The sequence below is a fragment of the Cupriavidus sp. GW823-FHT07A04 genome (assembly GCF_058794615.1).
Genome location: NZ_JBXAHA010000001.1, coordinates 327,059 through 340,873, shown reverse-complemented (window position 1 = coordinate 340,873; position 13,815 = coordinate 327,059). Strand labels below are relative to the sequence as shown.

Genomic DNA, 13,815 nt, shown 5'->3' with positions numbered 1-13,815 from the left:
GTTGCCCGCGCGCAGGCACCCGGCACCGACAGCCCCTCGCGGCGGCGCGCGGGGCTGTCATATACTCCCGCGCATGCATGCCCCCTCACCTGGCGCCCCGCCCTCCCCATCCTCTGCCGGACTGTCCGCGCTGCCGGATACCGACCTGATGCTGCTGGTCGCCAACGGCCTGATCGAGCAGCCGGTGGCCGAGCTGTTCCGCCGCCACAACGCGGCGCTGTACAACTACGTGGCCTGGCTTTGCCAGGGCAACACCAGCGAGGCCGAGGACGTGACCCAGAAGACCTGGGTCAAGCTGATGACCCGCTGCGCGGACTACCAGCCCAGCGCGGCCCTGCGCACCTTCCTGTTCCAGATCGCACGCAATACCTGGCTGGACCAGTTGCGCGGCGCCTACGAGCGCCAGCGCGACACGCTCGACGAGACGCATCTCGCCATGCCTGCCGACGACCTCAGCCCCGAGGCCGAGGCGCAGTTGCGCCAGAACCTGCAGGGCGTGCGGCAAGCGCTGCTGGCGCTGCCGGCGGCGCAGCGCGAGGTGATCGTGCTGCGCTTCTTCAGCGAGATGAGCGTGGAGGACATCGCCCTGACGCTGGGCGAGAAGTTCGAGACCATCAAGAGCCGGCTGCGCTACGCCTTTGCACGGCTGCGCGAGAACCTGGTGGCCACGCCATCGCAGGAGCGGCTGCCATGAGCGCGGACGAACGCTTCATCGCCGGCGAGGACCGGCTCGCGGCATTGCTGCGCGAGTTACCCGCCTTTATACCGCCCGCCTCGCTGGAGGCCTCGGTGATGGCTGCGGCGCGTGCGGAGCAGGCGGCGCGCAACGCGCCAGCGCCGCTACCGCCAGCCTCGCTGCCGGCCAAGGTCCGGGCCTACGCCGAACAAGCCGAGGCGCCCGCCGACGATGACGAACTGGATTTCACGCCGCCGGCGGGATTGCAGGCAGCGGTCATGGCGCAAGCCGCGCGGATGCAAGCGGCGCAGGCCACGCGCCGCAATGCCGTGCTGGAGGAAATCCGGCGCGGCGACGTGCCGCAAAGCGTGCTAGGCGCGCCAGTCAGCGAGGCAGCGCAGGCGTGGCTGCGCGAGCAGGCGCTGCCCGCACAACCGGCCGCCGGCGCAGAGCCAACTGGCAAGCCGCCCCGTGCCCGCCCCGCACGGCGCTGGTGGCCCGCGCTGGGCGCGCTCGCCGCCACCCTTGGCGTGGGCGTCTTGTCGCTGCAGATCGTCATGCGCCAGCTTGACCTGCGCCACGGCGAAATCACGTTACCCGCCCAAGCCCCGGCCCCCGTGGCGGACACGGCAGCAAACAAGACGGCAAAGCAGGCGGAACCCGCCAAGCCGGTTGCACAAGCGGCGGTGCAGCCAGCGGCTCCGGCCCCGGCTCCAGCTCCGCAAGCGGAATCCGCGGGACAGCAGGCATCGCCGCGCGCGGATGCGCCAGTGCCTCCGCCCGACACTCAAGCCGCTCATGCCGCACAGCCTGCGCCTGCACCGGCCCGCCCGCCCGCCGAGGCACAGGCCAAGGCCGCGCCTCGCGAGCCGGACCGGCTAGCGGAACAGCGTGCACCTGCATCCAGGGATAGCGCAGCGGGCGCGACCGGCTCACTCTCTGCCGGAGCGCCTCCCGCCGCAGCGGCAGCGCCTGCGGTACCTGCCCCGGCACCCATGGCGCCGATCGCGCCGATGGCTGCCATTGCGCCGCCAGCCCCGATCGCCCCCATCGCCCCACCGGCGCCAGCGCCCACCATCGATGCACCCAGGTTGGCACTGCGCGCCAGCCCGTCGCAGCAGGCCGATGCGGCACGCGCACCCGCGCCTGCCGCACGCGTGCAAAGGGTGGGAACGTTGACGATGAGCTTGCGGGAAGAACCTCAGCTAGCGGTGGAGCGCTTGCTATCCGCCCCGTCGGGGGCCGAGCCCGCCGCCGGGGCGCAGCTGGCGCTGCGTGTCACGGCGTCGGCGCCGGCCAGCCCCGAGGTCAGGGCGTGGGTCGAGCGGCTATGGCAGGCGGTGCCGGCGCAATACCGGCCGCCGCTGCCCTATGCGGTGCAGGCCGACAGCACATTGCCGCCAGCCACCGTGCGCATCGAGCGCCAGGCCGATAGCGCATCCTGGTAGGCGCAGGGGACGAGGCTCGGCGCACTCAGTCCAGGGCCACCTCGCCCACACCGCCGCCGAGCGAGTTGATCACCACCAGCAGTTGCTCGCGCAGCCAGCGATTGGCGCCATCATTCTCGCCGCCGGCATGCCAGTAAAGGTGCAGTTCCAGCGTAGGCACCTTGAAGGGCAGCGAGAGCAAGCGGTTGGCATATGGCTCGTTGGCGATGCGCGCGTAGCGCAGCGGCAGCGTGGCCAGCAAGTCGGTGCAGCTCACCACCCGGCAGGCCGCGGCGTAATGCTGGCAGCGCAACCGCACCCGGCGCGTCAGGCCCATGCGGTGCAGCGCCTGGTCTTCCAGGCCGGCCCCGCGCCGGCGGGACGACACATGCACGTGCTCGGCGGCCAGGTAGCGCTCCAGCGTCAGCTCCTTCTTCATCAGCGGATGGTCGCGGCGGGCCAGCACCACCATCGGGTCGGCCATGAAGGGCGTGTGATGGATGGCCGGCGACACCGGCAGCAAGATATCGATGGCCGCGTCGAGCGTGCCGGCCAGCAGTTCCGACTCCATCTCGCGCCGGTCGAAGCGGATCGCCGCGATCTCCACCTGCGGCGCCATCGCGGTCACGCGGGCCATCAGGGGCGGCAGCAGGGTGGACTCCAGCGCATCGCGCATGCCAATGGTGAAGCGGCGCACCGTGGCCGCCGGATCGAAATGCGGCGTGTCCTGCAAGGTGCGGGCAAAGGACTGCAGGGCCGTGCGCACCTCGGCGGCCAGCGAGCGCGCCAGCGGCGTGGGTGCCATGCCCTGCCCCCGCCGCTCGAATAGCGGGTCGTCAAACAAGAGGCGCATGCGCCCCAGCGCGTGGCTGACCGCGGGCTGGGTCAGGTTAAGCTGGCGGGCGGCGGCCGTGATGCTGCCTTCGCTATAGATAGCGTCGAACACCACGAAGAGATTCAGGTCGATGCGGGATAGCTGCATGACGGGCATTCTGGCATGGAATGCACGGTATTGATACTGGCAAATCCAGAAAATTCATTTTTCTAATTACCTGGATTGCGGTACAGTCCTCTCCAGTCGGCGCAAACCGCGTCCGCCGGTGCCGGAAACGGCCCACCGCAACCCGCGGCGGCCCAACCGATGCCGGCCTCATTCAGAGGTGGAGGAGACAACATGCAATTCGAGTACACCCCCAAGGTCAAGGAAATGCAGGCTCGCCTGCTGGCCTTCTTCGACAAGCACATCTATCCGAACGAGAAGCGCTTCTACGCCGAGATCCAGGCCAACCGCCAGGCCGGCAACGCCTGGGTCCCAACCAAGGTGATCGAGGAACTCAAGCCGCTGGCGCGCGAAGCCGGCCTGTGGAACCTGTTCCTGCCCCATTCCAAGCGTGCCCCGGAAGGCCTGTCCAACCTGGAATACGCACCGCTGTGCGAGATCATGGGCCGGGTGCCCTGGTCGGCCGAAGTCTTCAACTGCGCGGCGCCCGATACCGGCAACATGGAGACGCTGGAGCGCTACGCGTCGGAAGAACTCAAGGACAGGTGGCTGGAGCCGCTGCTGCGCGGCGAGATCCGCTCGGCCTTCCTGATGACCGAGCCGGCCGTGGCTTCGTCGGACGCCACCAATATCTGCTGCAGCATCCGCCGCGATGGCGACGAATACGTGATCAACGGCACCAAGTGGTGGTCGTCGGGCGCGGGCGATCCCCGTTGCGAGGTCTATATCGTGATGGGCAAGACCGACCCGGAAGCGGGCCGTCATGAACAGCAATCGATGATCGTGGTGCCGGCCGATACCGCAGGCATCACCATCAAGCGCTTCCTGCCGGTGTTCGGCTACGACGACGCGCCGCACGGCCACATGGAGATCGAGCTGAAGGACGTGCGCGTGCCGGCAGCCAACATCCTGCTGGGCGAAGGCCGCGGCTTCGAGATCGCCCAAGGCCGCCTCGGCCCGGGCCGCATCCACCACTGCATGCGCAGCATCGGCGTGGCCGAGCGCGCGCTGGAACTGCTGTGCAAGCGCGCCCTGTCGCGCGTTGCATTCGGCAAGCCGGTGGCCGCCCAGGGCGTGACGCGCGAGCGCATCGCCGAAGCCCGCTGCGAAATCGAAATGGCGCGCCTGCTGACGCTCAAGGCCGCCTACATGATGGACACCGCCGGCAACAAGGTGGCCAAGGCCGAGATCGCCATGATCAAGGTCGTCGCCCCCAACATGGCGCTGAAGGTGATCGACTGGGCCATCCAGGTGCACGGCGCCGCTGGCGTCTCTGACGAATTCCCGCTGGCCAACTGGTGGGCGCACCAGCGCACCCTGCGCCTGGCCGACGGCCCGGACGAGGTGCACCGCAACGCCATCGCCAAGCTGGAGCTGGCCAAGCACATGGGCGTGAGCCCGGACGACATCAGCATGCCGGTGGCACGCGGCTTCTAAGCCGCAACGATCCGCAATCCGCCACAAGCGGCCACAACCGGCCACAACCGGTCTCACCGCCGGCCCTGCTGGCAACATGGAAAACGCGCAGCCAGTCTGCGCGTTTTTTTCTTCTGTGCTTAAATCGCGCGGTTCGCCGCGCCAGTGGTTGATGTGGCGATTCACCGATTGCACGATCGCAGCCAGGAGCCCTTCCCGATGATCGACGTCTACAGCTGGCCCACGCCCAACGGCCACAAAATCCACATCATGCTCGAGGAGTGCGGCCTCCCGTACAAGGTCCACCCCATCAATATTGGCGCCGGCGACCAGTTCGGCGAGGACTTCCTCAAGATCAGCCCGAACAACAAGATCCCGGCCATCGTCGACCCCGATGGCCCGGACGGCAAACCCATCTCGCTGTTCGAGTCCGGCGCCATCCTGCTTTACCTCGCCGGCAAGACCGGCAAGTTCCTGCCCGAGGACGTGCGCGACAAGTACGACGCGCTGCAATGGCTGATGTTCCAGATGGGCGGCGTCGGCCCGATGCTGGGCCAGGCGCACCATTTCCGCATGTATGCGCCACAGCAGATCGAGTACGCCATCAACCGCTACACCAACGAGGCCAAGCGCTTGTACGGCGTCATCGACAAGCAACTGTCGGAACATGCCTGGCTGGCTGGCAGCGAATACTCCGTGGCGGATATCGCGACCTTCCCGTGGCTGCGCAGCTGGCAGAACCAGGGTGTGGAGCTGGACGACTATCCGCACCTGAAGCGCTGGTTCCTTGAGATCGCCGAGCGGCCCGCCGTGCAGCGCGGTGTCGCGGTGCTGGCACAGGAACGCAAGCCGCTGAGCGGCGACAAGGAACGGGAAATCCTGTTCGGCGCCACGCAGTACCAGCGCCGCTGAGCAGCCCGTCAGCGCGGCCATGGCGCCAGGCGGTCAATGGAGGGAAACCACCTGCATCTCGCCAGCGCCGGCCACGCGCGCCGGCGCCTGCAGGCAGCACAGCAGGCTCGCCACGGGATGCAGCGCGTCGATCCGGTACGCCTCATCGGGATCCGGCGCGAAGACCATGCCGGGCTGCAGGTACGCCACCTGCCGCTCGACGTGCGGCCATGGCGAATGCCACTGCAGGCATAGCGTGCCCGCATGGCAGGCCGCCCAGTTCAGCCCGCCCGCGCGCAGGCGCAGCGCCCATTCAGGCTCGCCCTCGGCCAGCGAGACAAAAGCCGCATTGGCGCGCGGCACGCCATCCGCACCGCGCTGTGCGCCACCGGCCCGCCAGAAATCCGCCCGGCCCACGGCAAAGGCATCGTAGCTGCTGGTCACGCCCGCTCCCACCAGCCCGACGGCATTCGGGTCCAGGATCGCACGGATCAATACCGTGTCCTGCAGCACCGCCAGATGCACGCGCTCGGCCTGGCGCAGCGCATAGACGCCGCCCGCCGACACCAGCACCGGCTCGCCACCCACCGGAGTCAGCTTGATCGTGCCGTGCAGGCAAGCCCACCACTCGGCACGCGTGGTGACAATGCCGGACTGCATCGCGCCTTGCCGCAAAAAGACGTAGTCCCCGCTGCTGCCCAGGCCAGCGGCTTCCGGCACCACCCTCACCTGCAGGCCCACGCGCAACTGCGACGCGGTTCCGCCTGTCAGGATTTCGCCACGCATCTGCGCGTCGAACAACGAAAAAATACGCATGGCACTCACTCTCCACGTAATTGAAAAATACAGCGCCGCGCTTCCCCGGGGATTTGAGTGCCTCTATGTCGAGGTCGTGATCTTTTTTGGCCTGGTGCTTCGCTGCTTTAACAAGATGCCGAGGCGGGGCGCCTCTTTCCTTGTGGCCGCGAAACCCATTCGTAACATGTGGACAAGCTTTTACCCTTCGCCGGCGGGCATCATCCGCAGGTTGCCGGCGACGCATTGGCGCCGCGCTTCGTCCGGCATGCAACGACGTCCGGCGACGTCCGGCGACGTCCGGATACATGGGATTACATGCGAGGACATGCGAGGGCATGCGGCGAGTGCCAGGTCAGTGACCTATAGTGCGTACTACTATAAGGCGTCGCCACAAAGAGGTCAAACCCTTAGCCTCGATCCGTTCTCAATCACGTACAGAGCCATGGTCGCCGATCCTCTCAAGCGCTTCGGGCTGCACCTTGCCGAGCTGCGCAAACAGCGTGGCTGGTCACAGGAAAAGCTCGCTCTCGAAAGCGGCATGGCGCGCTCCTACCTCAGCGGCATCGAGCGCGGCGTGCGCAATGTCTCCTTGATCAATATCTGCGCGCTGGCCGGCACGCTGGGCGTGGACGCCAGCGAGATGCTCAACTTCAGCGAGGCCGACAGCGGCGGCCGCGGCGGCGCGCTCGTGCTGGAACAACGCTGCGCCGAGTTCAACATCACGCCGGCACAGCGTGTCACGGTGCGCCATATGGCCTTGATGACCGATGCAGAGCAGGACGTGATCGCATCGGTGGCACGCACGATCGCCGTCCGGGCCATGCAGGCCTGACGGTGCCGGATTCAGCTAGCGCAGGCGGGCTCGTCCACTGCCAGCAGTTCGGCAAAGCGCGCTGCGTCGAGATTGGACCCGCACACGATCAGCGCGACCTTCTTGCCCGCCAGCGTCTGGCGCAGCGGCCCCAGCAGCGCGGCAGTGGACACCGCGGTAGCCGGCTCCGTGGCCAGCTTCATGTCGCGATAGAGGATGCGCATGGCCGCGCGTATCGCCTCGTCGGAGACGCGCACCATGCCGTCGACAAACTGGCGGCACACGCCGTAGCTGTAGTCCAGCGCGTAAGGCGCGCCCAGGCTGTCGGCAACCGTCGTGACGCGCTCCAGCGTTTGCGGCCGCCCGGCCTCGAAGCTGCGGTTCATGGCATCGGCGCCCTCCGGCTCGACCCCATAGACCCGGCAAGCCGGATTGATCTGCTTGACCGCCGCGGCAATGCCGCCGCACAGGCCGCCACCGCCCACCGGCACCACCACCGCATCCAGCCCAGCCACCTGGCGCATCAGCTCAAGCCCGACCGTTGCGGTGCCCTGCGCGATCAGCGGGCCGTCGTAGGGGTGCACCATGGTGCGGCCCTCGTCGGCCACCAGCTGCAGCGCGTGGTCAAAAGCGGCGTGCACGTCCGGCAGCAGCAGCACCTCGGCGCCCGCCTCACGGCAGGCCGCCACGCGCGCGGGGCTGGCGGTGGCCGGCATGGCCAGCTTGGCGCCGACGCCGGCCACCTTGGCCGCATAGGCCACCGCCATGGCATGGTTGCCAGCGCTGGCCGCCACCACGCCGCGCGCCCGCGCAGAGGCATCCATGTGCTCGATGCTGTTGAGCGCGCCGCGTACCTTGAAGGTGCCGGTGATCTGGAACAGTTCCAGCTTGAGCCAGACCTCGGTGCCGGCATCGAGTTGCAGGGCCGCCCCGGTCTGCCAGCGCCAAACGGGTGTCTCCAGCACCTTGCCTTGCAGGCGCCGCGCGGCGCTCTGGATTTCGGTCAGCAAGGGATAGCGGGCGTGCGCGCGCAGGTCGGAAAGATCGGACATCGGGTGTTCTCCATCGAATCGGTTGGTCGCGTGCAAGCCCCTATGGCCGTGCACGGCAAGGGAGGGACCACGGGCCACCGAGCACCAGCCAAAGCCGCAGCTCAGCGACCCCGGATAATTCGAATAATGGAGAACGAGAAGGAAATCGACGACGCGCCGGACGTGCAGGCAACCCCGACCGGCAGCTCGGCACCCACGCATGCAGCAGCGCCACCGGTATCGGTGGTACGGCACAGCGAAGAAGGGGCGAGCGCTTGGAACGTCATGGAGCGGCAAGTATGCCACAAGCCGCGGCGTTGCGGCGGCATGCGTGGAATGCGAGGGCGTAGCGTGCCGTCCATGCCCTGTGCACGCAGTGCCCGCCGCCGTTGAGGACGCGGTTGCGGCAGCCCCGCGTTACAACACCCCCAGCATGCCCTGGCGCTCGATGAATGCGATCACCTCATCCAGCCCCTGCCCCGACTTCACGCTGCCCATCACGAACGGGCGCGCGCCACGCATCTTGCGCGCATCGCTTTCCATCACTTCCAGGTTGGCGCCAACATAAGGGGCCAGGTCGGTCTTGTTGATCACCAGCAGATCCGACTTGGTGATGCCCGGTCCGCCCTTGCGCGGGATCTTCTCGCCGCCGGCCACGTCGATCACATAGATGGTCAGGTCCGACAGCTCCGGGCTGAAGGTGGCCGCCAGGTTATCGCCGCCGGACTCGATGAAAACGATGTCGGCATCGGGAAACTTGCCCAGCATGCGCTCGACCGCTTCCAGGTTGATCGAGGCATCCTCGCGGATCGCGGTGTGCGGGCAGCCGCCGGTTTCCACGCCCATGATGCGCTCCGCCGGCAAGGCGCCGGAGATGGTCAGCAGGCGCTGGTCTTCCTTGGTGTAGATATCGTTGGTGATGGCGACCAGGTCATAGCGCTCGCGCATGGCCTTGCACAGCATCTCCAGCAAGGTAGTCTTGCCGGAACCGACGGGGCCGCCCACGCCGACGCGCAACGGGGGATTCTTCTTGGTACGAGCCTGGGTCATGGTGGACATCTTGTCTTGGGGAATCGTTTGAATGCTGCCGTGGTTCGCTTCAGGAACGGAACAGCCGCGAGTACTGCGTCTCATGGCGCGCGGACAGCAGCCCCAGCATCGGGGAAAAAGTGGACAGCTGCGGTGGCTCGGCAGCGGCGCGCCGCACGGCCTCGTCGACAGTCTCCAGCACCGCGGGATGCAGCCGGCGCAGGATGTGCTGCCCGGCCACCTGCCCCAGCGGCACCGCCTTGAGCGCCGCCGACACCTGGTTCTCCGCCCAGCTGAAGCAATAAGCCGCCAGGCCGTCGCGCTCATTCACGTCCAGCGCCACGCAAGCCGCGGCAAAGGCAGTAGGCAGGCACACCGGCGACAACGCTGCCAACTGCGCGCGCAGTGCGGCATCGCCCCACGCCATCTGCGCCACCAGCCGCGCCAGCGACCAGCCCATCTGCTCCGTCTCCAGCCGCAACTCGGCGCTTTCGCGCGTGGCATGGAACCAGTCGTTCCATTCGGCCAGCCGCGCTGCATCCAGCGTGCGCCAATGGCGATACAGCAGCAGCCACACGGGCGCTTCGCACTGCGCCTGCACGTCCAGCAGGTTGCTGCGCACCCACTGCTCCGCGCTGCCGGCATCGCGCACCATGCCGCACTCGATGGCGGCCTCCAGCCCTTGCGAATAGCTGAAGCCGCCGATCGGCAGCGCCGGCGAGGCGAGGTGCAGCAGGGAGATGAGTTGGGCGAGCTGGGTCATGGGCGCTTGCGCATAAGGCGCTGACTTGCGTCGCCCGGGGGCTCGGAGGCCGCAGGCTTCGGCGAGCGCCCGCCCTCTCCCCCCACCCCTCTCCCGCGAGCGGGAGAGGGGAGCGTTGGCGAAGTCGACGATATCGATCTAGCATGCTCCGATGCGCAGCCGGTTTGCTCCCCTCTCCCGCTCGCGGGAGAGGGGCTGGGGGAGAGGGCGGGCGCATCCATATGCCCCAGCTCCAAAACTACCTCACGCACTCTTTCCAGCACGGCATCCGTTTGCGCCAGCACTTCGTTATTCCAGAAACGCAGGAGCGTATAGCCGCTGCGCTTGAACCACGCGTCGCGCGCGCCATCGGACGCATCGCCGTGTTGCCCGCCGTCAGCCTCGATCACCAGCTTCAATTCCATGCACACAAAGTCGGCAATAAAAGGACCGATCTGCTTCTGGCGCCTGAACTTGAGGCCCATGAAGCGATAGGCGCGCAGGCGATACCAGAGTCGCTGCTCGGCATCGGTCTGGCTGGCACGGAGCAATTTGGCGAACTGGGGCTTCGGCACCCGCTCGCCCTCCTCCCCCTCCCCTCTCACGCAAGCGGGAGAGGGGTGTTCAGGCATCGGAGTTTGGGTGCGCGGTGGCTTGCTCATACGTGTGGGACAAAGCCTCAGTGCTTGTGCCCGCAGCTCTCGTCGTGCACATGCGGCGCGTGGTCGTGGCCATGTTTATCGCCGTGGTCATGGCTGTGCGCATGGCCATGATCGTGATCGTGATCGTGCCCATGATGTTCATGGAATACGGCCTGCGCCGCGGCATAGTCCTCGGCAAACGTCGCATCGTGCCCATGCTTGTGCCCGCCGCCGTAGGCGCCGGCTTCCGGCTCGAACGGCAGTTCCGCGCGTTCGGCCTGCACACCGAGGCGGGCCAGCATGTCCGCGAGCACCGGGTCGAATTCCAGGCGCAGGTAGTCGCGGCCCACTTCCACCGGCGTGTGGCGATTGCCAAGGTGGTAGGCCGCGCGCATCAGTGCCTGCGGATCGCTGGCGCCGACTTGCAGCACGGACTCCGGCGCGGCTTGCACTTCAACGAAGACGCCACCTTCGGTGACCAGCAGGTCGCCGCCGCGCAGCACGGTGCCGCGCGCAAGGAACAGCGCCACGTCTTCGCCGTTGTCGAGGGTGGCGCGCAGGCGGCTTTTGCTGCGCTCGGAAAAAGGCAGCACCAGCTTGGGCGCGCGGCGCACCAGCACGGCGGCGATGCCGTGCGGGGCGGCGAGATGTTTGTCGATCTTTTGCAAAGCGGCCCTTCAGAAGAGGAAATAACGCTGCGCCATCGGCAGTACGGTAGCCGGCTCGCAGATCAGCAACTGGCCGTCGGCCACCACCTGGTAGGTCTCGGGATCCACCGTGACGTTCGGCTGCCAGTCATTGTGCACCATGTCGCGCTTGCCCACGGTGCGCGTGCCTTGTACCGCCGACAGCACCTTGTTCAGGCCGTAGCGCCCGCCCACATCGGCGGCCAGCGCCGCTTGCGAAACGAAGGTCAGCGATGACTTGTGCAGGGCGCGTCCGGCGGCGGCGAACATAGGGCGGTAGTGCACCGGTTGCGGCGTGGGGATCGATGCGTTGGGGTCGCCCATCGCTGCCGCGGCGATCATCCCGCCCTTCAAGATCAGGCTCGGCTTGACGCCGAAGAAGGCCGGCTTCCACAGCACCAGGTCGGCCCACTTGCCGACTTCTACCGAGCCCACCTCGTGCGCGATGCCGTGCGTGAGCGCGGGGTTGATCGTGTACTTGGCGATGTAGCGCTTGACGCGGAAATTGTCATGCCCGCCGCGCGCGTCGTTGGGGTCGCCGGGCAGCTTGCCGCGCTGCGCGGCCATCTTGTGCGCGGTCTGCCAGGTGCGGATGATGACCTCGCCAACCCGGCCCATGGCCTGCGAATCGCTGGAGATCATCGAGAACGCGCCGAGGTCGTGCAGGATGTCCTCGGCGGCAATGGTCTCGCGCCGGATGCGGCTTTCGGCGAAAGCGATGTCCTCGGCGATCGACGGGTCCAGGTGGTGGCAGACCATCAGCATGTCGAGGTGTTCGTCGAGCGTATTGATGGTGTACGGCCGCGTCGGGTTGGTCGACGACGGCAGCACGTTGGGCTCGCCGCACACCTTGATGATGTCGGGTGCATGGCCGCCGCCCGCGCCTTCGGTGTGATACGTATGGATGGTGCGGCCCTTGAACGCGGCCACGGTGGCTTCGACGAAGCCAGCCTCGTTGAGCGTATCGGTGTGGATCGCCACCTGCGTGTCGGTGGCATCCGCCACGCTCAGGCAGTTATCGATGGCCGCGGGCGTGGTACCCCAGTCCTCGTGCAGCTTGAGCCCGATGGCGCCGGCCTCGACCTGCTCCATCAGCGGCCCCGGCAGGCTGGCGTTGCCCTTGCCGAGCAGGCCGATATTCATCGGATAGGCCTCCACCGCCTGCAGCATGCGCTCCATGAACCAGGGGCCGGGTGTGACGGTGGTGGCAAAGGTGCCGGTGGCCGGCCCGGTGCCGCCACCGATCATGGTGGTGACACCGCTCATCAGCGCCTCCTCGATCTGTTGCGGGCAGATGAAGTGGATGTGGCTGTCGATGCCGCCAGCGGTGACGATCATGCCCTCGCCCGCGATCACCTCGGTGCCCGGCCCGACGACGATCGTCACGCCCGGCTGGATGTCCGGGTTGCCGGCCTTGCCGATGGAGGCAATGCGCCCGTCCTTGAGGCCGATGTCGGCCTTGACGATGCCCCAGTGATCGACGATCAGCGCATTGGTGATGACCGTGTCGACGCAGTCCTTGGCCATGCGCTGGCTCTGCCCCATGCCGTCGCGGATCACCTTGCCGCCGCCGAATTTCACTTCCTCGCCGTAGACGGTGAAGTCCTTCTCCACCTCGATGATGAGCCCGGTGTCGGCCAGCCGCAGGCGGTCGCCGGTGGTGGGGCCGAACATCTCGGCATAAGCCTGCCTGGAGATTTTCACGCTCATCACAGCGCTCCCATGATCTTGCCGTTGAAGCCGTAGACGATGCGCGCGCCCGAAAGCGCCACCAGCTCCACCGTGCGGCTCTGGCCCGGCTCGAAGCGCACGGCAGTGCCGGCGGCGATATTCAGGCGGAAGCCGCGCGCGGCCTCGCGGTCAAAATCCAGCGCGGGGTTGGTCTCGTAGAAATGGAAATGCGAGCCGACCTGGACCGGGCGGTCGCCGGTGTTGGCCACCGCCACGCTGACCGTGGCACGGCCGGCGTTCAGTTCGATCTCGCCCTGCGCGGGCATCAGTTCACCGGGGATCATGATGGGTTCCTTGTCGAGGTCAGTGCGCTCAGGCAACCATCAGGCCGACGCCATACAGCGCCACGCCCGCACCGGCCAGCCGTGCCAGCCAGCCCGCGTGGCGGCGCAGCGCGCCGCCCAGGCCGATGCCGGCCGCGTGCAGCACCATCGTGGCCACGCTGAAGCCGCCCACATAGGCCGCTACCGCGGGCAAGGCGCCGGCCGTGGCCGGCAACTCGGATCCGTGCGCATAGCCGTGGAAGACGGCGAAGCCGCCCACGATGGCCATCCCCGCCCATGCCGGCAGTTTGGCGCGCAGTGCCACCAGCAAGCCGATCACCAGCAGCGACGCGGCAATCATCGGCTCCACCAGCGGCAGGCTCATGCCGGCGAGGCCGAGCACCGCGCCAGACAGCATCAAGGCCACGAAGGCAAAGGGCATGCGCAAGGCTTCGCGCGGCGAGCGCGCACCCAGCGCGCTCCACACACCCACGCCCACCATGGCGAGCAAGTGATCCATGCCAGTAAAAGGATGCAGCAAGCCGGCAAACAGGCTGGCGCCAACGGTGGTGGCGTCATGGCCCGGATGCGCGACGGCGGCGGCGCTGGCGAGCGCCAGCGAAGCGCCCACGGTGGCGAGCCTCACGGCGCGCGAGCGGTTGGAGTGGTTCAT

Annotated in this window: 15 protein-coding genes; 5 read left to right on the top strand and 10 right to left on the bottom strand. The window is 67.6% G+C overall.

Annotated elements, in window-relative coordinates; all coding sequences use genetic code 11:
* Positions 1-73: 73 nt before the first annotated feature.
* Both AC1Q7Q_RS01570 and AC1Q7Q_RS01565 read left to right on the top strand, forming a co-directional pair.
* Positions 74-694, top strand: a complete 621-nt coding sequence (locus tag AC1Q7Q_RS01570; protein ID WP_492376483.1) for an RNA polymerase sigma factor — start codon at positions 74-76, stop codon at positions 692-694.
* Positions 691-2,124, top strand: coding sequence for a hypothetical protein (locus tag AC1Q7Q_RS01565; protein ID WP_492387122.1), 1,434 nt, complete (start codon positions 691-693; stop codon positions 2,122-2,124). The genes AC1Q7Q_RS01570 and AC1Q7Q_RS01565 overlap by 4 nt, the downstream gene beginning before the upstream one ends.
* Before the next feature lie 25 nt (positions 2,125-2,149).
* Here AC1Q7Q_RS01565 and AC1Q7Q_RS01560 read toward each other — a convergent pair whose 3' ends face one another.
* The gene (locus tag AC1Q7Q_RS01560) at positions 2,150-3,085 is read right to left on the bottom strand and encodes a LysR family transcriptional regulator (RefSeq protein WP_492376725.1); all 936 of its coding nucleotides are present in this window, start codon (positions 3,083-3,085) and stop codon (positions 2,150-2,152) included.
* Between the two features lie 192 nt (positions 3,086-3,277).
* Here AC1Q7Q_RS01560 and AC1Q7Q_RS01555 point away from each other — a divergent pair, with 192 nt between their 5' ends.
* Together AC1Q7Q_RS01555 and AC1Q7Q_RS01550 are read left to right on the top strand one after the other, a co-directional pair.
* Complete coding sequence (locus AC1Q7Q_RS01555; RefSeq protein ID WP_492376724.1) at positions 3,278-4,540, top strand: acyl-CoA dehydrogenase family protein; 1,263 nt, start codon at positions 3,278-3,280, stop codon at positions 4,538-4,540.
* 198 nt (positions 4,541-4,738) lie between these two features.
* Positions 4,739-5,431 carry a glutathione binding-like protein gene (locus tag AC1Q7Q_RS01550; RefSeq protein WP_492376723.1) on the top strand — a complete coding sequence of 231 codons (693 nt, stop codon included), beginning with the start codon at positions 4,739-4,741 and terminating at the stop codon, positions 5,429-5,431.
* A gap of 33 nt (positions 5,432-5,464) precedes the next feature.
* Here AC1Q7Q_RS01550 and AC1Q7Q_RS01545 read toward each other — a convergent pair whose 3' ends face one another.
* The gene (locus tag AC1Q7Q_RS01545; RefSeq protein WP_492376722.1) at positions 5,465-6,226 is read right to left on the bottom strand and encodes a hypothetical protein; all 762 of its coding nucleotides are present in this window, start codon (positions 6,224-6,226) and stop codon (positions 5,465-5,467) included.
* On the opposite strand from AC1Q7Q_RS01545, the gene AC1Q7Q_RS01540 reads away from it, so the two are divergent.
* The gene (locus tag AC1Q7Q_RS01540; RefSeq protein ID WP_492376721.1) at positions 6,225-7,040 is read left to right on the top strand and encodes a helix-turn-helix domain-containing protein; all 816 of its coding nucleotides are present in this window, start codon (positions 6,225-6,227) and stop codon (positions 7,038-7,040) included. The genes AC1Q7Q_RS01545 and AC1Q7Q_RS01540 overlap by 2 nt on opposite strands.
* Positions 7,041-7,051: 11 nt before the next feature.
* Here the strand turns inward: AC1Q7Q_RS01540 and AC1Q7Q_RS01535 are convergent, their stop codons facing one another.
* From AC1Q7Q_RS01535 to AC1Q7Q_RS01500, 8 genes are all read right to left on the bottom strand, one after another.
* On the bottom strand, positions 7,052-8,071 hold the full coding sequence (locus tag AC1Q7Q_RS01535; RefSeq protein WP_492376720.1) for a threonine/serine dehydratase family protein: 1,020 nt from the start codon (positions 8,069-8,071) through the stop codon (positions 7,052-7,054).
* A gap of 396 nt (positions 8,072-8,467) precedes the next feature.
* On the bottom strand, positions 8,468-9,100 hold the full coding sequence (ureG, locus tag AC1Q7Q_RS01530; RefSeq protein ID WP_492376719.1) for an urease accessory protein UreG: 633 nt from the start codon (positions 9,098-9,100) through the stop codon (positions 8,468-8,470).
* Between the two features lie 49 nt (positions 9,101-9,149).
* Complete coding sequence (locus AC1Q7Q_RS01525; RefSeq protein WP_492376718.1) at positions 9,150-9,842, bottom strand: urease accessory protein UreF; 693 nt, start codon at positions 9,840-9,842, stop codon at positions 9,150-9,152.
* Positions 9,839-10,396 carry an endonuclease domain-containing protein gene (locus AC1Q7Q_RS01520; RefSeq protein ID WP_492387121.1) on the bottom strand — a complete coding sequence of 186 codons (558 nt, stop codon included), beginning with the start codon at positions 10,394-10,396 and terminating at the stop codon, positions 9,839-9,841. Before AC1Q7Q_RS01520 ends, AC1Q7Q_RS01525 begins: the two co-directional genes overlap by 4 nt.
* 104 nt (positions 10,397-10,500) lie before the next feature.
* Positions 10,501-11,130 (bottom strand): urease accessory protein UreE, encoded by a 630-nt coding sequence (gene ureE, locus AC1Q7Q_RS01515; RefSeq protein ID WP_492376160.1) that lies wholly within the window; start codon positions 11,128-11,130, stop codon positions 10,501-10,503.
* 9 nt (positions 11,131-11,139) lie between these two features.
* Positions 11,140-12,858: an urease subunit alpha gene (ureC, locus tag AC1Q7Q_RS01510; protein ID WP_492376159.1), complete on the bottom strand. Its 1,719-nt coding sequence runs from the start codon at positions 12,856-12,858 to the stop codon at positions 11,140-11,142.
* Positions 12,858-13,163: an urease subunit beta gene (locus AC1Q7Q_RS01505; RefSeq protein WP_492376158.1), complete on the bottom strand. Its 306-nt coding sequence runs from the start codon at positions 13,161-13,163 to the stop codon at positions 12,858-12,860. Before AC1Q7Q_RS01505 ends, ureC begins: the two co-directional genes overlap by 1 nt.
* A gap of 28 nt (positions 13,164-13,191) precedes the next feature.
* Entirely contained in the window at positions 13,192-13,815 is a 624-nt protein-coding gene (locus AC1Q7Q_RS01500; RefSeq protein ID WP_492376157.1) for a HupE/UreJ family protein, read from the bottom strand.

Bases quoted from the DNA above. Each gene is read 5' to 3' on its own strand.
- AC1Q7Q_RS01540 (WP_492376721.1), top strand. From the start codon at position 6,225: ATGGCACTCACTCTCCACGTAATTGAAAAATACAGCGCCGCGCTTCCC.
- AC1Q7Q_RS01555 (WP_492376724.1), top strand. From the start codon at position 3,278: ATGCAATTCGAGTACACCCCCAAGGTCAAGGAAATGCAGGCTCGCCTG.
- AC1Q7Q_RS01545 (WP_492376722.1), bottom strand. From the start codon at position 6,226: ATGCGTATTTTTTCGTTGTTCGACGCGCAGATGCGTGGCGAAATCCTG.
- ureG (WP_492376719.1), bottom strand. From the start codon at position 9,100: ATGACCCAGGCTCGTACCAAGAAGAATCCCCCGTTGCGCGTCGGCGTG.
- AC1Q7Q_RS01565 (WP_492387122.1), top strand. From the start codon at position 691: ATGAGCGCGGACGAACGCTTCATCGCCGGCGAGGACCGGCTCGCGGCA.
- AC1Q7Q_RS01550 (WP_492376723.1), top strand. From the start codon at position 4,739: ATGATCGACGTCTACAGCTGGCCCACGCCCAACGGCCACAAAATCCAC.
- AC1Q7Q_RS01505 (WP_492376158.1), bottom strand. From the start codon at position 13,163: ATGATCCCCGGTGAACTGATGCCCGCGCAGGGCGAGATCGAACTGAAC.
- AC1Q7Q_RS01570 (WP_492376483.1), top strand. From the start codon at position 74: ATGCATGCCCCCTCACCTGGCGCCCCGCCCTCCCCATCCTCTGCCGGA.
- AC1Q7Q_RS01535 (WP_492376720.1), bottom strand. From the start codon at position 8,071: ATGTCCGATCTTTCCGACCTGCGCGCGCACGCCCGCTATCCCTTGCTG.
- AC1Q7Q_RS01500 (WP_492376157.1), bottom strand. From the start codon at position 13,815: ATGAACCACTCCAACCGCTCGCGCGCCGTGAGGCTCGCCACCGTGGGC.
- AC1Q7Q_RS01525 (WP_492376718.1), bottom strand. From the start codon at position 9,842: ATGACCCAGCTCGCCCAACTCATCTCCCTGCTGCACCTCGCCTCGCCG.
- ureC (WP_492376159.1), bottom strand. From the start codon at position 12,858: ATGAGCGTGAAAATCTCCAGGCAGGCTTATGCCGAGATGTTCGGCCCC.
- AC1Q7Q_RS01560 (WP_492376725.1), bottom strand. From the start codon at position 3,085: ATGCAGCTATCCCGCATCGACCTGAATCTCTTCGTGGTGTTCGACGCT.